The 21,192-nt window shown below is 48.2% G+C and carries 21 protein-coding genes; 5 read left to right on the top strand and 16 right to left on the bottom strand.

Translation table 11 applies throughout. The features are described 5' to 3' along the window. Positions 1 to 93: 93 nt before the first annotated feature. The 3 genes from BBR47_RS10320 to gpr all read right to left on the bottom strand — a co-directional run bounded on the left by BBR47_RS10320 (position 94) and on the right by gpr (position 2,833). On the bottom strand, positions 94 to 402 hold the full coding sequence (locus BBR47_RS10320; RefSeq protein ID WP_007727739.1) for a YqxA family protein: 309 nt from the start codon (positions 400 to 402) through the stop codon (positions 94 to 96). A 5-nt stretch (positions 403 to 407) separates the two neighbouring features. Then, positions 408 to 1,586, bottom strand: coding sequence for a stage II sporulation protein P (spoIIP, locus tag BBR47_RS10315; RefSeq protein ID WP_012685716.1), 1,179 nt, complete (start codon positions 1,584 to 1,586; stop codon positions 408 to 410). A 146-nt stretch (positions 1,587 to 1,732) separates the two neighbouring features. Further along, positions 1,733 to 2,833 (bottom strand): GPR endopeptidase, encoded by a 1,101-nt coding sequence (gpr, locus tag BBR47_RS10310; protein ID WP_012685715.1) that lies wholly within the window; start codon positions 2,831 to 2,833, stop codon positions 1,733 to 1,735. A gap of 178 nt (positions 2,834 to 3,011) precedes the next feature. Here gpr and rpsT point away from each other — a divergent pair, with 178 nt between their 5' ends. Then, positions 3,012 to 3,287 (top strand): 30S ribosomal protein S20, encoded by a 276-nt coding sequence (rpsT, locus tag BBR47_RS10305; RefSeq protein ID WP_012685714.1) that lies wholly within the window; start codon positions 3,012 to 3,014, stop codon positions 3,285 to 3,287. A gap of 64 nt (positions 3,288 to 3,351) precedes the next feature. Here rpsT and holA read toward each other — a convergent pair whose 3' ends face one another. The 4 genes from holA to BBR47_RS10285 form a co-directional block, all read right to left on the bottom strand. Next, complete coding sequence (gene holA / locus BBR47_RS10300) at positions 3,352 to 4,389, bottom strand: DNA polymerase III subunit delta (protein WP_012685713.1); 1,038 nt, start codon at positions 4,387 to 4,389, stop codon at positions 3,352 to 3,354. 241 nt (positions 4,390 to 4,630) lie between these two features. Continuing rightward, the gene (locus BBR47_RS10295; RefSeq protein WP_012685712.1) at positions 4,631 to 5,488 is read right to left on the bottom strand and encodes an anti-sigma factor family protein; all 858 of its coding nucleotides are present in this window, start codon (positions 5,486 to 5,488) and stop codon (positions 4,631 to 4,633) included. Next, on the bottom strand, positions 5,488 to 6,033 hold the full coding sequence (locus tag BBR47_RS10290) for an RNA polymerase sigma factor (protein ID WP_012685711.1): 546 nt from the start codon (positions 6,031 to 6,033) through the stop codon (positions 5,488 to 5,490). Before BBR47_RS10290 ends, BBR47_RS10295 begins: the two co-directional genes overlap by 1 nt. 53 nt (positions 6,034 to 6,086) lie before the next feature. Next, a complete protein-coding gene (locus BBR47_RS10285) occupies positions 6,087 to 8,489 on the bottom strand; it encodes a DNA internalization-related competence protein ComEC/Rec2 (RefSeq protein WP_012685710.1) in 2,403 nt (800 codons plus the stop codon). Positions 8,490 to 8,693: 204 nt separating this feature from the next. Between BBR47_RS10285 and asnB the strand changes: the two genes are divergently transcribed. The 3 genes from asnB to comER all read left to right on the top strand — a co-directional run bounded on the left by asnB (position 8,694) and on the right by comER (position 12,346). Next, positions 8,694 to 10,622, top strand: coding sequence for an asparagine synthase (glutamine-hydrolyzing) (asnB, locus tag BBR47_RS10280; RefSeq protein WP_012685709.1), 1,929 nt, complete (start codon positions 8,694 to 8,696; stop codon positions 10,620 to 10,622). 119 nt (positions 10,623 to 10,741) lie between these two features. Further along, on the top strand, positions 10,742 to 11,446 hold the full coding sequence (locus BBR47_RS10275; protein ID WP_012685708.1) for a ComEA family DNA-binding protein: 705 nt from the start codon (positions 10,742 to 10,744) through the stop codon (positions 11,444 to 11,446). A 66-nt stretch (positions 11,447 to 11,512) separates the two neighbouring features. Further along, positions 11,513 to 12,346 (top strand): late competence protein ComER, encoded by an 834-nt coding sequence (gene comER, locus BBR47_RS10270; protein ID WP_012685707.1) that lies wholly within the window; start codon positions 11,513 to 11,515, stop codon positions 12,344 to 12,346. A gap of 94 nt (positions 12,347 to 12,440) precedes the next feature. Here the strand turns inward: comER and leuS are convergent, their stop codons facing one another. The 9 genes from leuS to BBR47_RS10225 all read right to left on the bottom strand — a co-directional run bounded on the left by leuS (position 12,441) and on the right by BBR47_RS10225 (position 20,393). Continuing rightward, the gene (leuS, locus tag BBR47_RS10265; protein ID WP_012685706.1) at positions 12,441 to 14,858 is read right to left on the bottom strand and encodes a leucine--tRNA ligase; all 2,418 of its coding nucleotides are present in this window, start codon (positions 14,856 to 14,858) and stop codon (positions 12,441 to 12,443) included. A gap of 351 nt (positions 14,859 to 15,209) precedes the next feature. Then, entirely contained in the window at positions 15,210 to 15,959 is a 750-nt protein-coding gene (locus BBR47_RS10260) for a class I SAM-dependent DNA methyltransferase (protein ID WP_012685705.1), read from the bottom strand. Positions 15,960 to 15,965: 6 nt separating this feature from the next. After that, a complete protein-coding gene (rsfS, locus tag BBR47_RS10255; protein ID WP_012685704.1) occupies positions 15,966 to 16,322 on the bottom strand; it encodes a ribosome silencing factor in 357 nt (118 codons plus the stop codon). Continuing rightward, a complete protein-coding gene (gene yqeK, locus BBR47_RS10250) occupies positions 16,322 to 16,912 on the bottom strand; it encodes a bis(5'-nucleosyl)-tetraphosphatase (symmetrical) YqeK (RefSeq protein ID WP_007727774.1) in 591 nt (196 codons plus the stop codon). Before yqeK ends, rsfS begins: the two co-directional genes overlap by 1 nt. Further along, complete coding sequence (locus BBR47_RS10245) at positions 16,896 to 17,489, bottom strand: nicotinate-nucleotide adenylyltransferase (protein ID WP_012685703.1); 594 nt, start codon at positions 17,487 to 17,489, stop codon at positions 16,896 to 16,898. Before BBR47_RS10245 ends, yqeK begins: the two co-directional genes overlap by 17 nt. Before the next feature lie 14 nt (positions 17,490 to 17,503). Further along, entirely contained in the window at positions 17,504 to 17,794 is a 291-nt protein-coding gene (gene yhbY / locus BBR47_RS10240) for a ribosome assembly RNA-binding protein YhbY (protein WP_007727776.1), read from the bottom strand. A gap of 29 nt (positions 17,795 to 17,823) precedes the next feature. Continuing rightward, positions 17,824 to 18,675, bottom strand: a complete 852-nt coding sequence (locus BBR47_RS10235; protein ID WP_012685702.1) for a shikimate dehydrogenase — start codon at positions 18,673 to 18,675, stop codon at positions 17,824 to 17,826. A 75-nt stretch (positions 18,676 to 18,750) separates the two neighbouring features. Beyond that, positions 18,751 to 19,872 (bottom strand): ribosome biogenesis GTPase YqeH, encoded by a 1,122-nt coding sequence (gene yqeH / locus BBR47_RS10230; RefSeq protein ID WP_012685701.1) that lies wholly within the window; start codon positions 19,870 to 19,872, stop codon positions 18,751 to 18,753. Next, positions 19,869 to 20,393: a YqeG family HAD IIIA-type phosphatase gene (locus BBR47_RS10225; protein ID WP_012685700.1), complete on the bottom strand. Its 525-nt coding sequence runs from the start codon at positions 20,391 to 20,393 to the stop codon at positions 19,869 to 19,871. Before BBR47_RS10225 ends, yqeH begins: the two co-directional genes overlap by 4 nt. Before the next feature lie 214 nt (positions 20,394 to 20,607). Here BBR47_RS10225 and BBR47_RS10220 point away from each other — a divergent pair, with 214 nt between their 5' ends. Further along, positions 20,608 to 21,156: a TetR/AcrR family transcriptional regulator gene (locus tag BBR47_RS10220; protein WP_012685699.1), complete on the top strand. Its 549-nt coding sequence runs from the start codon at positions 20,608 to 20,610 to the stop codon at positions 21,154 to 21,156. The last annotated feature ends 36 nt before the right edge of the window (positions 21,157 to 21,192 follow it).

Genomic DNA, 21,192 nt, shown 5'->3' with positions numbered 1-21,192 from the left:
GAAGCATCAGTGGTCACATGCAAAAGACCCGCCTGTACGGGTCTTTAGTCACTGGGGCTTTCTGCACCCCTTCTTTTTGCGCGTAAACCATTTTCACGGTTCAAAAAAACTCCCTACCCAATCGACAAAACTCTGCGCTCCACTTTTAATGCTTCCACCCAAAGTCAAACCGATCCGACTGACATAGTTGACCATTTCCTTCGGGTTGGCAGTCTGAACCTGCTTGCCCATTACCGCGATCTCTACTTGTCCTTGATCCACTTTTTTGATGGAAAAGGTTTGCGCCTGCCCCTCTGGCACCCCACTCACCTTGGATATTCCACGCTCAGCCGTTTGCAATCCCAAAACTACCCCGACCAGCAAGATGATTAACAGTCCAGTTAGCTTCATCGTCACGTTCATGCCCGTCACCTCTTTGCAGGCTCGTCAGAAACTGGTTTGCCTACTTTTTCAGCTTGCTGATAATAGGCTGCGAAAACATCTGCCAATGCTTCTGCCGTATTCCTGCTTTCCTGCACGCTGTTTTCCGTACCACCTATTTCTATTAACAGGCTTCCCGGGGAGAGTGACTGATTATACTCACCATGATCCGTTTTTGCGCCTTTTTCCATCACGCCACGCGAAAGCTCTGGGTACATTTTTTCCATCAACTCATGTAGCTCTGTTGCAAACGCCTCATTTTTCTCGTAGCTTTTGTTTCTTTTTCCGATGACGAACAACACTCTTCCATATGTTTTCCCTTTGATCGTGACCGTCGTACGCTCTCGTGGCGCTGTGTCTCGATGCAGATCGAAAAAGTAGTACAGTTCCTTGTTTTTCTCTGTTGCCGCTTTGACCACTTGCAAAGATTCCGCGTAGGAAAAGGAGTAATGCATTTTTTTGTTCAAAAGCTGTTGATAGATGTCGTCGGTGCTCACATCGGAACCAATCCCTCTGTCATTCAACGCTTCTGATAAGTACTTGCTGATTAACGATATATTTCTCGTAGGATGATCGACTGAGGTTCCCACTGACTTCGTCTCACTAAACCACGATTCCCGGTTGTGCGAGTTATAGATGTAGACGATTTTTTTACCGTCCGTGATTGAATTGGGCACAGGAGCTGGCTTTGCTTCACCTGACTTGGTGGTATCCTCCGGCTTTGGCTCTACGATTGGAACTACTTGCGATTGATCTGCTACCTGTTTTGGATGGGCGGGATACTCCAAATAAAAATCTGCGAGAGAAGCTCCCTTTCCCTGTACGACAAATCTGGCATCCTCTGTCGTCACCATCCCAGGCAGCTCCCTGCCTAGCAAGCTGCGCAAGTCTCCCGGTTGTATATTGGTTGCCAAGCGAAAGAGAAAACCCGTTACGCTATTCGTGCGATCATCAGCCTGTGCTTGCACGGTTTCGGACAAAACCGGAATTTCCTGCCCCATCCATCCCAAAATCGCCAGACTGGAAATATGAGAAGCGGCCTGTTGAATGGCGGAGGACGAAATTGCGATTCGATTCCCGCCGAGCGAAAGCACTCCTGTCATGACAAACAGGAAGGCGGTTATAAATGAAAGAACAACGAATTGGCGTTGAATGAGGGTCGCCATCAGTCTCACTCCTCTAGCTGTAGCATGATTGCACGTCGGGAGAACTTTCCCTTTCCCTCGTGCTTGTCTATGCTTTAGCTTATGAGGCTCATAGAGACGATAGAACCCTTTTCTAGCTTTTCTCTCTCACTCTAGCTTTTCATGACTTAGTGGGTATACGAGCCGCTATTTTCTTCATTTACGGCACTGTGCAAGGCCCGATTCAGGCCTGTTGCGATCACATTAGCCACGCCTTCAATAAAATCATCAATTTCTTTTGGCGTGACGACCAGATCCTGTCCAAGCGGCCGGAGGACCTCATGAATCAGTTGCCGTTTCTCTTCTTCCGGCAGTGAACCTACCAATCCCATGAATGTCTTACGGGATTCCAAGTCAGGCAAATCCTCTTCGGTATACGGTTCCTTACGCTCTGGCAGCGTACTCAATGCCAGTTTGTTAAACACCCGCTTGCTCTCCACCATGGATTGTCCAAAATGCCCCAGCAAGTATGTAATCGCATCATTTACAATCGTGGAGGCAAAAACGACCGTAGGGACTCCTATCGCAATCACAGGCACACCAAGTGTCTCCTGATCAATCGCTTTGCGCTTGTTTCCGACTCCTGATCCGGGATGAATCCCTGTGTCCGATATTTGAATCGTAGTGTTGACCCGGTGCAGCGCGCGGGACGCAAGTGCATCGATACAGATGACAAAATCGGGTTTGCTTTTTTCCACGACGCCAAAAATAATTTCACTCGTTTCTATACCCGTAATCCCAAGGACGCCCGGTGATAGCGCACTGACTTCCCGATACCCTTCTCCAACGGTTTCAGGCGCCAGCGTGTACAGATGGCGTGTAATCAACAAATTTTCCACAACCATTGGTCCAAGCGCATCGGGGGTCACATTCCAGTTACCCAGACCAACGACGAGAGCCTTTTTGTCCTCTGTGATCCCCAGTTGCTTGAGAAACATCGCAAATTCGGCGGAAAAGCGCTTGGCCACCTGCTCCTCAATCGATGTATCGTTATCCCGCAGCTTGGGCACTTCAATGGTTAGGTAATGCCCCGGGAGCTTGCCGATTTCCTTTCCCGCTTCCTCTGTTTCCACATGCAATCTCGTTACTTTCACATTGGGCTCGCTATCGTCAGCTTGCAGCCAAATGCCTTCAATATCACTCTGGTTTTGCTGCTGAGCAAGCTCGTGGGCCTCCAAGGCCAGATCCGTACGAATGGAATAACCAGACAAGTCAATGTTATGTGCCATGTTCATCAGCTCCTTTGATCCGAAGTGAAAAAAGTACTGACCATTTTGTTCCTGCTACTAGCTTGCTTGAATCCTGCATTTTTATTCCGAATCCATTCTTGCAAATGGGTTCGCCCCATGCTAGAATTACTTTGTTGTATGACTGTATGTCTATGGTCGTATTAAGGAGGTGACACACATGCCAAACATTAAATCCGCGATTAAACGCACCAAAACAATCGAAAAGCGTCGCGCACACCGCGCTTCTCAAAAGTCTGATCTGCGTACTTCCATCAAGAACTTTGAGAAAGCTGTCGCTGCTTCCGATGTAGCATTGGCGAAATCTACTCTTCTGGTGGCTGTGAAAAAGCTGGACAAGGCCGCTTCGAAAGGTCTCATTCATAAAAACGCAGCAAACCGTCAAAAGTCTCGTTTGATGAAAAAGCTTAACGTTCTGAGCGCTCCTGTAGCGTAAGAGACCAAGCGCCAAAAAACCCCGTGAACATCTTGTTCTAGGGGTTTTTTACTATGAAAAATCGTCATGACCGTTTTGTTCGTTCGTCATGTGCACGTGCAATAAATAATTCGAGGGCGAGGCGCTTGTCCACTTGCCCTGACTTCATCCGGAAATCTTCTTCGGCTAAGATACCTAGCAGTTTTTTTAACGACTCCTCAGAAAAATGACGCGCTTGTTCCATTGCTTTTTTCACTGCGTAGGGATGCATTTTAATCATGCCTGCCACTTGTTGTTGTGAATAACCACGCGGGGCCAATTGCTTGACATGCAACAGCATGCGGAACTGCCTCGCCAAGAGAGCCAGCAGTTTGATCGGCTCCTCTCCTGTTTTCATGCAGTCGTACATCATCCTGAGTGCCTTGTCCAATCTCCCCGAAGCGACCTGTTCAATCAGCCCGAATACATCCTGCTCCAGCGTACGTGCTCCGAGCAGCTCAATAGCGTCATCCGTGATGCTTTCCCCCACCCCGACAAACAGAGCCATCTTTTCGATTTCCTTGTCCAGTAGACGTAGCTCGGCTCCTACTCGCTCCACAAGCTTCATGGTCTGCTGACGATCAATTTTCGCCTGGTATTTACCCGCTTGCCGCTCTACCCATCCGTATAAATCCCCGTCTTTTAGCAACGGAAAAGGGATCACTTTCGCTTTTTGCTGCAACGTTTTAACCAGCTTTTTTCGTTCATCGAGCTTGTCCGCTTCTGTATGTAGAATAAGCGTAGTGTAGGGGGGCGGATTTTGCAAATAATCGAGCAAAGCATCTGGGTCACTTTCTACCTTCGTCGAAGGCTTACTTCCTGTTAAAAAGTAGGCTTGTCTGGCAATTACCAATCGATGCTCGCCCATAAACGGCAAGGTTTCCGCATCCTGCAGAATTTCACTCAATCCTGTTTCGGTGCAATCATACATGCTCATATTCAAATCCATAAATTCTGGATCAATCATTTCTTTACGAGCCACCGCCAAAAAATCTTCGGCCAGAAAAGACTCCGGACCGTATAAGACGTAGATCGGCGAGAATTGTTTTTGCCGTATTTCGCGAATAGCCGATAGGAGTGGCATACGTTTTCTCCCCTTTCCTTCTTCTTACCTGCGTTATTATAGCACATGTTGATGAGAGCAAAGCGAAAAAAAACCGCCACCAGTGAATCGGTAGCGGCTTTTTCATCCGTTGGCACCTCTATGTAAACGTTTAGGGAAAAGCCCCGGGATTCCTCCTCCCCAAACGGTAAGCAGGGGGTGCTTGATAATGTACTATACGCAGAATCCCCGCAAGCGGTGCCGGTCCATACGCGGAAAAAAGTTAGTCATTATCTTTATTTTTTTTCTTCTCTTTATTTTTTCCCTTGTCTTTCTCCTCTTGCTTGTCCCCGTCGTCGTCCTTTTTGTCATTAGCAGGTTCTTTGTCTTCTCTGTCCGGATTCTCATCCAGTCCGATCGGCCAGCCCGATGGTTGATCATCTGTCATTACTGGCGGTGGAGGTACAACTTTCTTCGGTGGCTGTGGCGGATTCGTTTTCTTCGGTGGCGGTGTCTGCTTTTGAACGTTCTTTGCCGGTGGCCTTTTACTCTTCGTCTGAGTAGCCGATTTCGTAGACTTTTTCGTCTTGTCCTCTTCCTCTTTTGAATTCGATGATATTGGATTATTGCTTGGAGGAGTGGGAGCATCTGGCCCGGGGGTTTTAGGTTGTTCCACGGCCGCTGGCGTCATGTCCGTTCCGTTCTGGAACGAATCGACTTCTTGCTTCTTACCATCACCGCCAGAGAAAAGCATGCCAACCAATAAGCTGGCTGCGACGGCTGTAGTACCAAGACTAGCCATCCACACTTTCATCCGCTTCCACTTTTTTGATTCCGGCAGTGAAGACGACTCACGCTTAACTTCCAGAGTGGGCAGGATTTCCTCGTTCACCATAGATTTCACCGCAGCAGGCTTTGCAGCGGCTGACTCCAGCTTGGGTAGGATAGAATCTACGATGCTGATCGGAGGTACGACAGGGGGTAGATGTTCCAATTGTTGTGACACATCTTTCAAACGGTTGTACATAAGCTGCAGGTCAGTATCTTTCTGGATCAAACGATGGAGTAGTTGCTGCTCTGACTCCGACAAATCTCCATCCAAATCCCGCTGCATGAGTTCAAAAATCTCTTCGTTGGTCATCAACCGATCCCCCCTTTCTGGTAGTCGTACAACAGCTCCTGTAACTGTTGCCTAGCCCGAAATAAGTACGACTTTACCGTGTTAAGCGGCAAATCTAGTGCCTCCGCTATTTCTTGATAAGACAAATCCTCCAGATAGCGGAGTACTACAACCATTCGATATTGCTTTGGCAATCTTCCGATGGCTTCCTGGATGTCATTCGACAGCCCGGTGAGAAGGATTTCTTCCTCTACGTTGTTACGATCAGGAATGATCAACTCGTGCTCGTCAATTGAGACCGTTTCCTTCTTCGCGCGAAATTTATCCATACAAACGTTGCTAACAATGCGTTGTACCCAGGTAGAGAACTTTGCTTTTTCCTGATAGGTGTCCAACTTTCGATAAATTCGAATGAGGACTTCCTGGGAGGCATCGAGCGCGTCTTGTTCGTTCCCTAGAATATAATAAGCGCTTCGGTAAACGGAGGTCTCAATAGATCGAAGCAGTTCAACTAGCGCGTCATGATCCCCGGATTGCGCCATCCTGATCAACTCTGCTTCATGCATATTCTCTTCTCCCCCCTACAGACGGTTCGCTCATTGAAAAAGTTGCAAACAGATTATGTATCCAATATTTGGGCCTGCCAATATAATCCCGTAGGTGTAATAACCAGCGTAATCGCTCCATGAGCATCAGTCCTGTACACGGCGGAACCCGATTTTTTTAGGCGATGTAGCACTTCGGGCGAAGGATGCCCGTACCGATTTTTCACCCCGGCAGAGATTACAGCGGCTTTTGGTGCTGTGACTGCAAGGAGCTCTTCGGTACTCGAGGTATTGCTTCCATGATGGGCTACTTTCAAAACATCCACAGAAGTCAAACCGTTTTGAACAAGCTGACTTTCCCCATCCTTTTCAATGTCACCCGTAAACAATACAGTCTTGTTGAAAGCAGTCAGCTGGAGTATTACGGATGCATCATTTCCTGAAAAAGTCGATTCACCCGGGTGCAGCCACTTCCACTCGATTCCTGGTGCATCTGACCATGATTGACCCGGAAGCCCGGTTAGTATCGGAACTCCTTCTTGTTGGAAAAGTTGGACAATCTCACCCTCCAATTTCGAAGGTGCTGTTCCATTCACCAATACCTCTCCAAAAGAAAAATGAGGAACAAGCGATTTGAATCCCCCAATGTGATCCAGATCGCCATGCGTCATGATGACACGATCGATTTTCTCGATTCCTCTGGCCATCAGAAACGGCAGAACGACGTCTTTCCCCACCTCAAATGGGTCACGTTTTTCCATCCATGGTTCAGCAGCTGGGAACTGCATTGTCCCACCCGCATCCATTAAGTATACCTTCTGATCACCAATTTCGACAACGATGGAATCCCCTTGTCCGACATCAAGGAAGGTAATTCGCACTTCTTCGACTCCTGAAAACGGCTGTCTCGCCGCTACAATGAACGAAAGAAATATAACGAAAGTAAGCATTATATCACGCTTTCGATGATAGCCCAACCTCCATGAAATGGGCAGAGCACCCAAAAAACAGGTATACAAAGCAAGCCACCACCACGAAGGATGCGGCCAATAGGTAAAGGGCAGCCTCATTTTTTCAATAGCAAACAGTGGAAGATGAATCCATTTCAGCATTGCCGTCGATAACCAAACAGGAATCACCGCCAAAAACGGGTGGACGAAATCGAGGACAACTGCAATATACCCGAATGGTAGCGCTATGGCCGAGAGAATCGGTGTCACTACCAAATTGACCAGCCAAGACACAGGTGAGAACAAATGAAAATGGTAGATGAGAAACGGAAAAGAAACAAGCTGGGCTGACAAAGTAACCGCCAGCAGTGTACGAATCCAGACAGGTACCCGAACAAACACATGCAAGCTGTATGGCACAAAAATGATCAGACCAAGTGTTACCGCAAAAGAAAGCTGAAAACCGACATGCCACAGCTGATACGGATTCATCAGCAGCATTAGGATGAGTGCCCCAGCCCAGACGTCTTTGCCATCCAACTTCTTTCCAACTACCTGGCAGAGAAGCCCCACACTTCCCATCAGTCCAGATCGGATCGCCGACGCGCTGGCTCCCACCAGAAGCACATACCCGATCAAGAACAAAATCGTTACAACAAATGCTAGTCTGCGTCTGATTCCAATCCGCTCCAAACACCACATAAACATAGAGCTGACCAATGTCACATGCAAACCGGAAATTGCGAGGATATGACTTAAGCCCAAATTCGAATACATCGCCGCAAGCTCGGGGTTCACCTCTTGTCCAAGACCAAGCAGGAGCGACTTCATATAACCCGCTGTTTCTGTATCTGTAAATAATAATTCAATTCGCCTTGCACCCGAGTCCTGCCATTCTTGAAAGCTCGCCCAAACAGAAAAAGCAGGTGTCATCTCAACCGCTTGATAGCTTGTTTCCCCTGTGACATGGACACCTTGCCAATACAAATAGCTGGCGTAGTCGAAGGCATGAGGATTGCGCGCAGGAGCTGGTAAGGATAGTCGGATCGGAGCCGCGATAACACTCCCACGTCTCCACTGCTCTATTTGTTTTGCTTCTTGGAAAGAGGCAAGTTTAACACGAAGCGCGATTTTTTCGAGAGACCAATGCTCGTTCTGATCACGCTCGTTTTCACCCCAGGATGTTATCGTGACAAAAAATCGTGCTGCATCGCCGTCCCGTCTCACAGGAGAATCAATGACACCTTCTATCCAGATGGTCTGCTCCCTTTCTGCTAATGGTTTCACTTCAGAGCTGTGGAGATTCTCGTACCCATAAAAAAAGAGACCTGCTAGAATAGAAATCAGTGAGTAGCACGCAACGCATTTGCGGTATGGTAACGGGATACATGCAACGACTCCCCCTAATAAGCCTGTAGCCAATAGCAGCCAAGCAGGATGCAAATAGGCGGACAGAATGAGGCCGATCATCATCGCTAGGCTTGCTATCCATACTGACACTGTAATTCCCCCGTCCTGTTCTTTCATGAACCGTTATGTCGAACGATTCATGGTCTCCTAAGGGAGTATATCTAACCGAATGGGGACAAAAATAGAAAAGAAGAAAGGCTAATTCCCTTGTAGAATCAGCGTTTTCGAGGTCAATCACTGGCATTCATAAGAGATTGCGTTGATTGTCGATACATGATAGAGTTAGCAGGAGCAATCCAGTGAGAGGAAGAGTCATTTCTTATGTGCGGAATCGTATCACTCTATAACAAGCGGCAAAAGCCTGTTCAACAAGAAGCGATTAGTGCAATGACGGGTGTCATCCTGCACCGTGGTCCAGATGACGATGGTTTTCACCTTGAAGACAACATCGCCCTGGGCTTTCGTCGTTTAAGCATCATTGACGTGGAAGGCGGACATCAACCGCTGTTTAACGAAACACGTGACATCTGGATTATCGGTAACGGCGAAATCTACAATTACAAAGAGTTACAGCAATGGTTAAAGGACATCGGTCACGTTTTCCACACCGATTCTGATATTGAAACCATCCTCCACCTTTATGAAGAGGTAGGAACAGATGCACCTAAGCATTTACGCGGGATGTTTGGCTTTACGATCTACGACTCCCGTAAAAAACGTCTGTTTGGGGCACGCGACCATTTTGGAATCAAGCCTCTCTACTATGTTGAGACGAATGATTCGATCGGGGTTGCCAGTGAGATCAAAAGCTTGCTGGAGCTGCCAGGCTTCAAGCGCGAAGTGAATCCAACCGCTTTTTATCACTATTTGACGTTCCAATATGTACCTGATCCTGAAACGATGTTTGCTGGCATTTACCGTATACCACCTGCACACTCGTTCGTGGTTGAAAACGACCAGATCAAGCTGGAAAGGTACTGGGATGTAGAATTCAAGCCTGATGAAAGCAAGCCGTTCTCTTATTTTGTTGAGGGTACGCGCAGTGTCATGCTTGAATCTGTCGACAAACACCGAATTAGCGAAGTTTCTCGTGGAGCCTTCTTGTCTAGTGGTGTTGACTCTAGCAGTATCGTTGGGATGTTGCGTACATTTGAGCCAGTCAAATCTTTTTCTGTTGGCTCTGATATTCCTGGTTATAGCGAGCTCGATTATGCGAAGCGAACCGCAGCATACTTGGGATCGGAGCATTTCGAGCGCGTGATAAACGCCAAGCAGTACATGGATGAATTACCAAGACTGATCTGGCATCAGGACGAACCGGTAGCAGACCCATCTGCCATCTTGCTCTATTTCGTAGCACAGATGGCGAGTGAACACGTAACCGTTGTATTGTCCGGTGAAGGTGCAGATGAATTTTTTGGCGGATACAATATTTACAGAGAGCCTCATTCTCTCAAAATGTTTTCCGGAATGCCTGGCTGGATGCGCCAATCCATCGGATACATGGCAGAACGCCTCCCTGATCAGGTAAAAGGGAAGAACTTCCTCATCCGCGGGTCGAAAACGGTTGAACAGCGCTTCTTCGGAAACGCACTGATTTTCAGCGAAGAGATGAAAAAGCGCGTCGTCATGGAGGATATTACCCGTTCGGAATCGTATGTATCTCCTTTCACCATTACAGAAGAGATTTACAAACGCGCTTCCGAATATGATGATGTGACCAAGATGCAATACTTGGACATTCACACTTGGCTCAGAGGCAACATTTTGATGAAGGCCGACAAGATGACGATGGCCAATTCTTTGGAGTTGCGAGTGCCTTTCATTGATCTGAAGGTATTTGAATTCGCCGCTACCATTCCAACCAAGTACAAAATTGCCAACGGCACGACCAAGCACGTTCTTCGTGAAGCGATGAAAGACTTCTTACCACCTGAGATCCAATCGAGAAAAAAGCTGGGCTTCCCTGTTCCGACTCGTCATTGGCTCAAAAACGAATTTTACAAATGGGCAAAAGAGATCATTTTTGAATCCAAGGTGGATAATTTGATCAATAAGGCCTATGTGCTCTACATGCTCGATGAACACCGTGAAGGCAATGCGGATTACAGCCGCAAAATCTGGACGATCCTGGTCTTCATGCTGTGGCATCAGATCTTCATTGAGCAAAAGCACAATTTTGAGCCTTATGTCAGCCCGAATGTAGACCTTCGCCGCAAGAAAAATTCTTCGCTGCAGCATATCGGCTAACGGCGAAAACAGACTAAATAGATTTGCAGGCCCTCTCTTACTTTTCGTAGCATCGTTTATAGAGAACAAGTTCTCTCTATGAACGTATCGCTACGTGAAGGACGGGAGGGTTTTTTGTTATGGTGTTGGAATGGTGGGAGCGTTATCGCCGTATCCTCTTGCTGACTGCGGCTGTTCTGTTTGTCGGTTGTAGCTATTGGCTCTATCAACGCGACCAATCGCATAAGACTGCCGAACTACCGTTGCATACTCCAGCTTATGCAGCATCAGATGTTGAAACAAAAGAACGAACAGATGATTCAGTTGCTGCTCAACCTGCCAAGCCAGTAAAAGCAACGCAAGAAAAAGATAAGGATAAGGAACCACTCCCCCCTCCTCTCTATGTCGATGTGAAAGGGCAAGTGAAAAACCCCGGTTTATACCAATTTGAACCAGGTACGCGTGTCGCAACTGCCATCGAAAAAGCAGGAGGAGCACTTCCTGATGCTGACCTGGTACAGATCAATTTGGCAGCGCCGCTCGCAGATGGAGCTGCTCTTGTCATCCCGGCTAAAGGGGCAACCGCACCAGTCTCCTCATCCATTGGCCTTGTACAATCCGCTGCAAGCGTATCCACCACTGGTGCCTCTTCAGTCATAAACCTCAACACGGCAACTGCCGATGAGCTCATGAGCCTTCCCGGAATTGGAGAAGCTCGTGCAAAGGCAATCGTGGATTACCGGTCAAAACAAGGACCATTTCGTTCAGCGGATGACCTGAAACAGATTGAGGGAATTGGCGAGAAGATGTTTGCACGGATAAAGGATCGGCTGATGGTACAATGAGATCCGGTCATGATCATAGGTGCTCCTACATAGAATGGGAGAAGAATATCGGAGGGAGGTATGCCCATGAATAGAATTGGGTTCATTGGTACGGGCAGCATGGGCAGTATCTTGATTGAATCATTGCTGTCAGCCAAGGCGCTGACACCTGGTCATGTCATTATCAGCAACAGAACCCCTGCGAAGGCGCAGCAACTGGCAGAAAAACATCCTGGGCTCATTGTCGCGCACAGCAATGCCGATTTGGCCAAAGAAGCTATAACGATCGTGCTGTGCGTCAAGCCACTGGAATATAGCGTGATGCTTGAACAAATCGCTCCTGCCTTAACGCCAGACCACCTGTTGATTACGATCACCAGTCCGATCAAGCTTGCGGATTTGGAGTCTCAAGTTCCTTGTGCCGTTGCCCGAGTCGTTCCTTCTATAACAAATGCCGTCATGAGTGGTGTTAGCTTATGTGAATTCGGATCACGAATCCAAGAGGAACAGCGTCAATTCATACGAAGTCTGTTTGCGCACATTAGCTCCCCTATTGAGATTTCGGAGCCTTTTTTACGAATTACTTCTGACATTGTCAGTTGTGGGCCAGCGTTTATCAGCTATATTTTGCAGCAAATGATTCAAGAAGCTGTTGAAGAAACGGGTATTTCCGCAGAAGCTGCTACCTACATGACTACGCAAATGCTAATTGGGATCGCAGATCTTTTACGGGAAGAAGCGTTCACCCTCCCTACTCTCCAAAAAAGGGTCTGCGTGCCCGGAGGAATTACTGGGGAAGGACTGATTCCTTTGCAAGACGGTATTCCTGGTCTTTTCGCCCAAGTATTTCGCCGCACACAAGCGAAGTTTGCCGAGGATCAGGAACTGGTTGCACGAAATTTGAACAATCAGCCGCATTAGCGTATGACGACGTAAGCGTGGATTGACGAAAAAAGGAGTGGATACCTGTCACTCTCAGGTTCCACTCCTCTTCTTATTTCTTGTCGCCCTTTTCTTAACGAACGACGATATTCACCAGTTTGCCTGGAACAGCGATGACTTTGACGATCGTTTTTCCTTCGATCAGTTCGTTAATCATCTCGTTGTTTTTCGCCATCTCTTCCATCTGTTCTTTCGTCGAATCAGAAGCGATGAGCAGCTTTTCTTTGTTTTTGCCGTTAATTTGCAGGACGATTTCTACCTCGTCTTCAACCAGCTTCGCTTCGTCATACGTAGGCCATGCTGCGTATGCCACGCTCTCGCTGTGACCGAGTTTTTCCCACAGCTCTTCACCCAAGTGCGGAGCGATTGGAGACAGCATTTTTACAAAGTCCTCCATGAATTTCTTCGGCAAAACTTCTGCTTTGTACGCTTCGTTTACGAATACCATCAACTGAGAGATACCTGTATTGAAACGCAGGCCCTCGTAGTCTTCTGTTACTTTTTTCACAGTTTGGTGGTACACGCGCTCCATGCCAGCTACGTTGGAGGTTTCCACGATTTTTTCGTTCAGCTCACCGTTATCACCCACAAACAGACGATATACGCGATCCAGGAAGCGGCGTGCGCCATCCAAGCCTTTTGTCGACCAAGCGATCGAAGCATCCAGTGGCCCCATGAACATTTCGTACATGCGTAGTGTATCGGCACCATGGCTGTCGATGATATCGTCTGGGTTTACGACGTTGCCTTTGGACTTACTCATTTTCTCGTTGTTTTCACCCAGGATCATCCCTTGGTTAAACAGCTTTTGGAATGGTTCCTTTGTAGGTACGACACCGATATCGTACAGGAACTTGTGCCAGAAACGAGAGTAGAGCAAGTGCAGTACCGCATGCTCTGCACCACCAATGTAAATGTCGATTGGCAGCCATTCTTTCAGTTTGTCTGGATCAGCCAATGCCTTGTCATTGTGTGGATCGATGAAGCGCAGGAAGTACCAGCAGCTACCCGCCCATTGCGGCATCGTGTTTGTCTCACGGCGTGCTTTCATGCCTGTTTCCGGATCGATAGTGTTGACCCACTCCGCGATGTTTGCCAATGGCGATTCACCTGTACCGGATGGTTTGATTTCTTTTGTTTTTGGCAACATGATTGGCAATTCGGATTCTGGAACGACTTTCATCGTGCCATCTTCCAGGTGGAGAATCGGAATTGGTTCACCCCAGTAACGTTGACGGCTAAACAGCCAGTCGCGCAGACGGTACGTTACCTTGCGATTTCCTTTGCCTTCTGCTTCCAGCCACTCAATCATTTTGCTGATCGCCTGTTCTTTGTTCAAACCATCGAGCATGCCAGAGTTAATGTGCTCTCCGTCGCCTGCATACGCTTCTTTGGAGATATCGCCACCAGCGATGACTTGCTTGATTGGCAGATCGAATGTTTTCGCGAACTCATAGTCGCGTTCATCGTGCGCTGGAACCGCCATGATGGAGCCTGTTCCGTAGCTGATCAGCACGTAATCTGCAATCCAGATTGGCAGACGCTCGCCGTTAACCGGGTTGATCGCATACGCTCCAGTAAATACTCCTGTCTTTTCTTTTGCCAGATCAGTACGTTCCAAATCGCTCTTGCGCTTTGCTTGATCCAGGTACGCTTCTACTGCTTCTTTTTGAGCCGGTACGGTAATTTGTTCAACCAGCTTGTGCTCAGGAGCCAGTACCGCATAGGTTGCCCCGTAAAGAGTGTCTGGACGAGTCGTAAAGACGGTAAAGGATTCATCATGACCTTCGATACCAAAGGTTACTTCTGCCCCTTCAGAACGGCCGATCCAGTTGCGTTGCATTTCCTTGATGCTCTCTGGCCAATCCAGTTCATCCAGGTCAGCGAGCAGTCTTTCCGCATACGCAGTAATTTTCAAGACCCATTGCTTCATTGGGCGGCGTTCTACTGGGTGTCCGCCACGCTCACTTTTTCCATCAATCACTTCTTCGTTCGCCAAAACCGTTCCCAAAGCAGGGCACCAGTTTACAGCTACCTCGTCAATATAAGCCAAGCCGTGCTCATACAGCTTCGTAAAAATCCATTGTGTCCACTTGTAGTAATGCGGATCAGTTGTGTTAATTTCACGATCCCAGTCGTAGGAAAATCCGAGAGACTTAATTTGGCGACGGAAGGTGTTGATATTGTGCTCGGTGAATTCCGCCGGATCGTTTCCTGTATCGAGCGCGTATTGCTCCGCTGGCAAACCAAACGCATCCCAGCCCATTGGATGGAGAACGTTATATCCTTGCATCCGCTTCATGCGGGACAAAATATCAGTAGCCGTATAGCCTTCCGGATGTCCTACGTGCAGGCCAGCTCCAGATGGATACGGGAACATGTCGAGTGCGTAAAACTTTTTCTTGCCCTCATCCTCGGAGGTTTTGAAGGTCTTGTTCTGCTCCCAATATTGCTGCCACTTCTTTTCGACATTACGATGACTGAATACCATGGTAAAGCACTCCCATCTTAAAATAGGTAAAAATTAAAGAAAACCTCACATCCCAGATCGCTCTTGCGAAAGGGACGAGAGGTTGTTTACATTCCCGCGGTACCACCCAGATTGGCAAATGACAAGCATTCACCCACTTGTTTCATCCGTATCGGGGATAAGCCGCTCACCCTTACGCAGTCATGACTTGGATGACCTTGGGGGCAAGTGCTGGGAGGTGAGTTCAGATAGATCCGGGTTGACTTGCACCATCCGTCAACTCTCTGTGAATGCTCGAATCCGATTCCTACTATTCCTCTTAAACGCGTCGAAATCTGTAGTTATAACGCCATTATAGTCAATCCGAACCAATCATGTCAAACTTTTCGGCTTGCGGGCTGAGAAAAATAGGCGCTCACTCGCTTCTTGTGGTGGCAAATCCGAGTAATCAGCGGTGATGATGATATCTGTGAAGCCAGCATCTGTCAGCCAGCGCATCAGTTGGACAGGCTGATAAGCCCTTTGCCAATGCTCCTCTTCCATCCGCTCGTACAATCCGTTTGGCTGACGAATGAAAAACGTTAACTGATGCTCTACCTCTAGTCGCAGTGGGTCGCAAAAACATTGCCAAATGTACGAAACTTCATCTTCTACATGTGTGAACGTCTCGTCTCCGAAAATGTGCAGCATCTTGTACGGGCTGTGCACATCAAATAGAAAGCTCCCACCAGGCGCGAGATGGGCGAAAACGCGTTTGAACGTTTCCTGCACATCCGCTTCCTCTGTAAGATAGCTCAATGAATCACACAAGGAGATGACCGCATCCGCTTCTGGCAAGGACAGCTCCCGCATATCCTGCTCCACCCACGCTACTTCTACTTGCTCCTGCCTCATTTTGTCATAGGCGATTGCAAGCATTTCTGTTGAGAGATCCACTCCCGTAACACGGTATCCCCGCTTGGCGAGTGGGATCGCAATCGTGCCAGTCCCACAGCCAAGATCAATGACCCGCACAGGCTTCTCTCCCTTTTTCCAATGACGCTCGACCCAATCGAGCCACTGGTCATAAGGAGTATCCGCCATCAGCCTGTCATATACAGCGGCCATATGTGCGTATGCCATCTGTCCTTACCCTTGCGCGCTGAAGGAAACTTCCTCTGCGTCCTTCCACAGGCGCTCCAGGTTGTAAAACTCGCGATCTTCGCGATGGAAAACGTGAATGACGATATCGCCCAGATCAACCAGTACCCAGCGCCCTTCATCTGCTCCCTCGATACCGCGGACGTCAAAGCCGTTTTTGTGGGCTTGGTCACGAATTTCGCGAACAATTGCCTGTACTTGACGCTCGTTGTTTCCGTGGCAAATCATGAAATAGTCTGCGATCACAGACAGCTTTCTAATATCGAGCACCTTCAAGTTCTCTGCTTTTTTGTCCTCTGCTGCCTTCACAACCAACTGGGCCAAATCTTCTACTGTTTTAACCATCAAAACCCTCCTTCTCTCCCTTTGCGGGAAACCAAATCGTTATAGGCCGTCAATGTCAACGGAAAAACTGTCTTTTGCTTCTCTATCAAAAATTGAATGGTGCCTCCCAAGGCAAGTGCCAGGGCGGCATCCAAATCATGCATGGCTTTGGCGCGAATAAAATCGACACCGGGGTAAACCCGGTTTGGTTCTATATAGTCTGCCACACAGACGACTTTTTCTAACAGGGACATGCCAGCTCGCCCCGTCGTATGGTAGCGAACAGCTTGTAAAATATCTGCATCCGTTACACCTAGGTCAGTCTGGATCACGATCGCTGCTGCAAAGGCGTGCCACAGCTCTTTTTCCCCTTCTAAAAGCTCTGTAGGCATATCGTGGCGAACGAGAATCTCAAACATTTTTTCCACAGGCCAGCACTTGCAGTAATCGTGCAACAGACCAGCAAGCTCGGCTTTGTCAGGATCAGCCCCGAATCTCTCTGCCAGCTCGCGAGCCGACGCAGCCACCCCTAGCGTGTGATTGTAGCGTTTTTCATGCATTTGTTGCCGTACGCGAACGAGAAGCTCTTCCCGATTATCCAAAAGTCTCATAGATTCGGTTCTCCTTTATATAGCGCTCCACGGCATCAGGCACAAGATAACGGATGCTTTTCCTGGCAGCTGCCTTCTCGCGAATCATCGTGGAGGATATGTCCCAAACAGGCATCTCCACATATGTGACGTCCTCGCTCGATTTTAGGTCCAGTTCGGTTCCTGGTCTCGCTAGACCTATAAAGCGTACCATATGAATCAGCTCTTGGTACTGGTACCATTTGGGCAAGATTTTTACCATATCTCCCCCCATGATAAAGGAAAACCGGCAATCCGGGAACTGCCTAATGAGCTGAGTCATCGTATCATAGGTGTACGATGGCCCTTTTCTTTCGAACTCTACATCTGTAACACGAAACACCTCGTGATCAGACACGGCCAGCTGAACCATTTGCAAGCGGTGATGCGCCAGCGTCAGACTCTCTCTTTCTTTGTGTGGTGGAACGTGTGTAGGCATAAACCAGATTTCATCCAGGCCCGCTTGCTCTCTGGCTTGTTCGGCCGCCAGCAAGTGCCCACAATGAATCGGGTCAAACGTTCCTCCCATGATCCCTACTTGCTTGATTGGCTGTCTCATTGCATGCAGGTCACTTACGGAAGCTTGATCGTCTTGTTCTCCCGAGACTCTTTGTACAAGACAACTGTATGGCCAATCAACTGCACAAGCTCTGCTCCAGCACCTGCAGCGAGATCTTCAGCCACTTGATGTTTATCGTCATTATTGTTTTGCAAAATCGCTACCTTGATCAATTCACGTACTTCCAACGCTTCTTTGATCTGTGTGATCATGTTTTCGTTTACTCCACCTTTTCCAACTTGGAAAATAGGGGTGAGATGATGTGCTTCTGCGCGCAAAAAGCGCTTTTGCTTGCCGGTCAACATCGGCAATGCCTCCTTTTATATCCTGCCAATCAGGTTGTTTTCTTTAATTGTTGCAAGACGACCTCACGCATAACCCCAGTTGGTGCTTGCTCGCCCGTCCACAGCTCGAATGCCAGTGCACCTTGATTCACGAACATGCCGATTCCGGAATGAACAGTGGCTCCAATAGCACGCGCTTCTTTGAGCAGACGTGTTTCGAGCGGGTTATAAATCAGATCGCTAACGGTTAAACCGGAATGAAGCCACTCTGCTGGCACAGGTGTCTCCTGCACGTTTGGCAGCATTCCGATCGATGTCGTATTGATCAACAACGAAGAGTCCGCGATAGCTGCTTCCCCTTCGCCTTGTTCTACGATTTTCGTAGGTACAATCATTCCGACATGCTCAGCCAATACCGCAGCTCTTTCCCGGGAACGATTGATAATGCGAATTTCCTTGACTCCTTGTTCAGCCAAGGTAAACGCCACAGCTCGCGCAGCGCCTCCAGCCCCTACCATGGTTACCACTTGCTTTTCAAGAACGATTCCCGTCTCTTCCACAAGCGAACGAACATAGCCCATACCATCTGTGTTATAGCCGATCAAGCGTCCATCACGAGAAACGACGGTATTAACGGCACCGATTCGTTTGGCAAGCGGATCGATTTCATCCAACATCGGCATGATAGCGACTTTGTGGGGAATCGTGACGTTAATCCCCTTCAGGCCTAACGCGCGAATACCCGCGACTGCATCTTCCAGATTTTCCGGTTCCACATCGAACGCAGCATAGGCAAATCCCAACCCGGTCTCTAAAAAAGCTGTATTGTGCATCATCGGTGATTGTGAGTGGGAAACTGGATGCCCAAACAGGCCAACCAGTTGTGTTTTGCTTGTAATCATGGAGCTTTTCCTCCCCGGACGTCTCTCTATAGCATATGGCAAGGGGCAAGGCTAACTCGACTTTTCTTGTTTAAGCTAGATCAGCCCTTTGCGCATCCCAACACTTACGCCTTTAGGTGCATGCACGACAACACTCGCTTCGTGTTTTCCTTGGATGCTGACCCAGCCCAAACCGGAAATTACGATGTCAGTGGTCATGGTGGACTTGTTGATTTTAAAGGTGTGCTTCACAAATGGTGGAAGTGCTTTCGCAGCTTCCTCCCCTGTTGGCGGCACCAGCAAGGTTCCATGGTGCTTTTGCATCACTTCGTCTGCTTTCTCCAGCTTCGTCCGGTGGATGTACAGATCGTTGTCGACATAGACGATGAACGGCTGTCTCTCTCCGCGTACGAAGTCGATACGGGCTAAACCACCCAAAAAGAGCGATTGCCCATCATCGAGCTGATACACCTTGGAGTTAATCCGGCTGGTCGGGGTAATCTTTCTCAGATCAGTCGGGGATACCATATGTCCGATCTGGTCGCGATTAATGATTCCCGGCGTATCAAAAATGGAGCGGCCATCCTCGAGCGGAATCTCGATTTTGTCAAGTGTCGTACCAGGGAATGGCGAAGTGGTAATCTCCAGCTCAGCCGCACCGTAGTCATGCAAGATGCGGTTGATCATCGTCGACTTTCCTACGTTGGTCACACCGACAATGTATACATCACGGCCTTTGCGCAACTCTCCAATGCGATTCAATAATTCATCGATATGAAGCCCTTTCTGCGCGCTGATCAGTACGACATCCTCCGGGCGCAGTCCGCGTTCTTTTGCTTCGTGCTGCATCCAGTTGCGTACACGGTTCAGGTTGATGTTTCTCGGCAGCAAATCAACCTTGTTACCCACGAGCAAAATCGGATTCTTCCCGACAAAACGTGGCAAACCCTTGAGCCAGGAGCCTTGGAAGTCAAAGATATCGACTACCATTACGACAAGAGACTCCGTAGAGCCGATGCCATCCAAAATCTTGAGGAAGTCGTCATCGCCCATTCCTACGGGAGCTACTTCATTATAATGCTTGATGCGATAACAGCGCTGGCAAATGATTACCTTTCTGCCAAGCGCGGATTCAGGTGCATAGCCAGGCTTTTTTGCATCTGCTGTCTGAATGGCAATCCCACATCCAGCACAAGAGCCATGCGATTGTTCCGTCATGCTTTTCTCCTCCACGAAACCATTCCTTTCCTCTCCATCCAAATAAGGGCCACACGCTCCATCTGACGATTAAAGCGCGTCCAAAAACCATCCGTCTGGGCTACAGGAACAACTAGGATCGTATGAAATCCTAATCGATTTCCTCCCAGCACATCGGTAAACAATTGATCGCCAATGACAACAGTCTCAGCGATGGTTACATTCATCTGCCGCACTGCCTGCAAAAAGGCACGGTTTGTCGGCTTTTTGGCCGCATAAATAAACCCGAGATTTAATGGGGCACAGAAGCGGTCTACACGCTCCTTGTTGTTGTTGGAGACAACAGTGACCTGTATGCCTGCCTCATGCATGCGAGCAAGCCAGTTGATGACCTCCTCGGTTGCATGTGGCCTGTCCCATTCCACCAAGGTATTATCCAAGTCTGTAATCACCGCACGGATGTTATTTCGTTTCAATTGATCTATGTCAATGTGATGGATTGATTCGACGAACTGACTAGGCATCAGCTTCTCTAAAAACACGGGGCACCTCCAAATGATGTGAAGCAATCAACCGCGATTTCGGCACTTACTATACCATAATCGACCACTTGGTTGCAAAACAAAAAGCATGATCACCACTTGCATTGCACTCTCATCCTGTGTAAAATAGCGTTACTAAGAAAACTATTTTTGTTTTTATGGTTTTCTATTCCGTTGTTTTGGCTGGGGGTCGATTGCAATTAAAAACCGGATCATGAAGGGTTTCATTGAAGAGATTCGCGATAAAGGCATGAAATTCTCCATGGATGATTTGGCGAAGCGGCTCGGGATCAGCAAACGCACGTTATACGAGCACTTCTCATCCAAAGTGGAAATTCTGGAAACAATCATACAGCAGTCCTTTGAAGAGGGCGATGAAAAAACACAGCAAATCCTCGCAGACAACAGTCTCTCTCTTATCGAAAAAATCAAAGGCGTCATGATGGTTTTACCGACACACTATGAATTTTATGATTTGCGCATCCTCGAACAGATGAAGCGATATTATCCTGAGCAATATGCCCAAGTTGAGGCTTCTCTATCCGAGGATTGGCAGACACTTCGCCACCTACTCGAGCAAGCGATTCGAGAAGGACTCATCGTCAATATGGACGTCACGCTCATGCTGAAGGTCATTGTCGATGCGCTGAATTCTACACTCGACCAGCGATTTTACATGAAAAACCAGATTACAGTCTCAGAAGCGCTATCCGCTATTGTAGATGTCCTCTTATTTGGATTGGTACCAGCCGATAAAAGGTAACAAATGACTCGTGGTCATCCCACTAACATTGGAAGA

This window comes from Brevibacillus brevis NBRC 100599 (genome assembly GCF_000010165.1).
GTDB classification, from domain to species: domain Bacteria; phylum Bacillota; class Bacilli; order Brevibacillales; family Brevibacillaceae; genus Brevibacillus; species Brevibacillus brevis_D.
This window is presented reverse-complemented; position numbering and strand designations above follow the sequence as displayed.

Coding starts and splice junctions, on each gene's coding strand:
- leuS (WP_012685706.1), bottom strand. CDS start 14,858: ATGGTATTCAGTCATCGTAATGTCGAAAAGAAGTGGCAGCAATATTGG.
- BBR47_RS10285 (WP_012685710.1), bottom strand. CDS start 8,489: ATGAAAGAACAGGACGGGGGAATTACAGTGTCAGTATGGATAGCAAGC.
- BBR47_RS10295 (WP_012685712.1), bottom strand. CDS start 5,488: ATGACCAACGAAGAGATTTTTGAACTCATGCAGCGGGATTTGGATGGA.
- gpr (WP_012685715.1), bottom strand. CDS start 2,833: ATGGCACATAACATTGACTTGTCTGGTTATTCCATTCGTACGGATCTG.
- yhbY (WP_007727776.1), bottom strand. CDS start 17,794: ATGTTGACCGGCAAGCAAAAGCGCTTTTTGCGCGCAGAAGCACATCAT.
- rsfS (WP_012685704.1), bottom strand. CDS start 16,322: ATGGTTAAAACAGTAGAAGATTTGGCCCAGTTGGTTGTGAAGGCAGCA.
- spoIIP (WP_012685716.1), bottom strand. CDS start 1,586: ATGGCGACCCTCATTCAACGCCAATTCGTTGTTCTTTCATTTATAACC.
- rpsT (WP_012685714.1), top strand. CDS start 3,012: ATGCCAAACATTAAATCCGCGATTAAACGCACCAAAACAATCGAAAAG.
- yqeK (WP_007727774.1), bottom strand. CDS start 16,912: ATGAGACTTTTGGATAATCGGGAAGAGCTTCTCGTTCGCGTACGGCAA.
- BBR47_RS10220 (WP_012685699.1), top strand. CDS start 20,608: ATGAAGGGTTTCATTGAAGAGATTCGCGATAAAGGCATGAAATTCTCC.
- BBR47_RS10275 (WP_012685708.1), top strand. CDS start 10,742: ATGGTGTTGGAATGGTGGGAGCGTTATCGCCGTATCCTCTTGCTGACT.
- BBR47_RS10245 (WP_012685703.1), bottom strand. CDS start 17,489: ATGAGACAGCCAATCAAGCAAGTAGGGATCATGGGAGGAACGTTTGAC.
- BBR47_RS10260 (WP_012685705.1), bottom strand. CDS start 15,959: ATGGCATACGCACATATGGCCGCTGTATATGACAGGCTGATGGCGGAT.
- comER (WP_012685707.1), top strand. CDS start 11,513: ATGAATAGAATTGGGTTCATTGGTACGGGCAGCATGGGCAGTATCTTG.
- holA (WP_012685713.1), bottom strand. CDS start 4,389: ATGCCACTCCTATCGGCTATTCGCGAAATACGGCAAAAACAATTCTCG.
- BBR47_RS10320 (WP_007727739.1), bottom strand. CDS start 402: ATGAACGTGACGATGAAGCTAACTGGACTGTTAATCATCTTGCTGGTC.
- BBR47_RS10235 (WP_012685702.1), bottom strand. CDS start 18,675: ATGATTACAAGCAAAACACAACTGGTTGGCCTGTTTGGGCATCCAGTT.
- yqeH (WP_012685701.1), bottom strand. CDS start 19,872: ATGACGGAACAATCGCATGGCTCTTGTGCTGGATGTGGGATTGCCATT.
- asnB (WP_012685709.1), top strand. CDS start 8,694: ATGTGCGGAATCGTATCACTCTATAACAAGCGGCAAAAGCCTGTTCAA.
- BBR47_RS10290 (WP_012685711.1), bottom strand. CDS start 6,033: ATGCATGAAGCAGAGTTGATCAGGATGGCGCAATCCGGGGATCATGAC.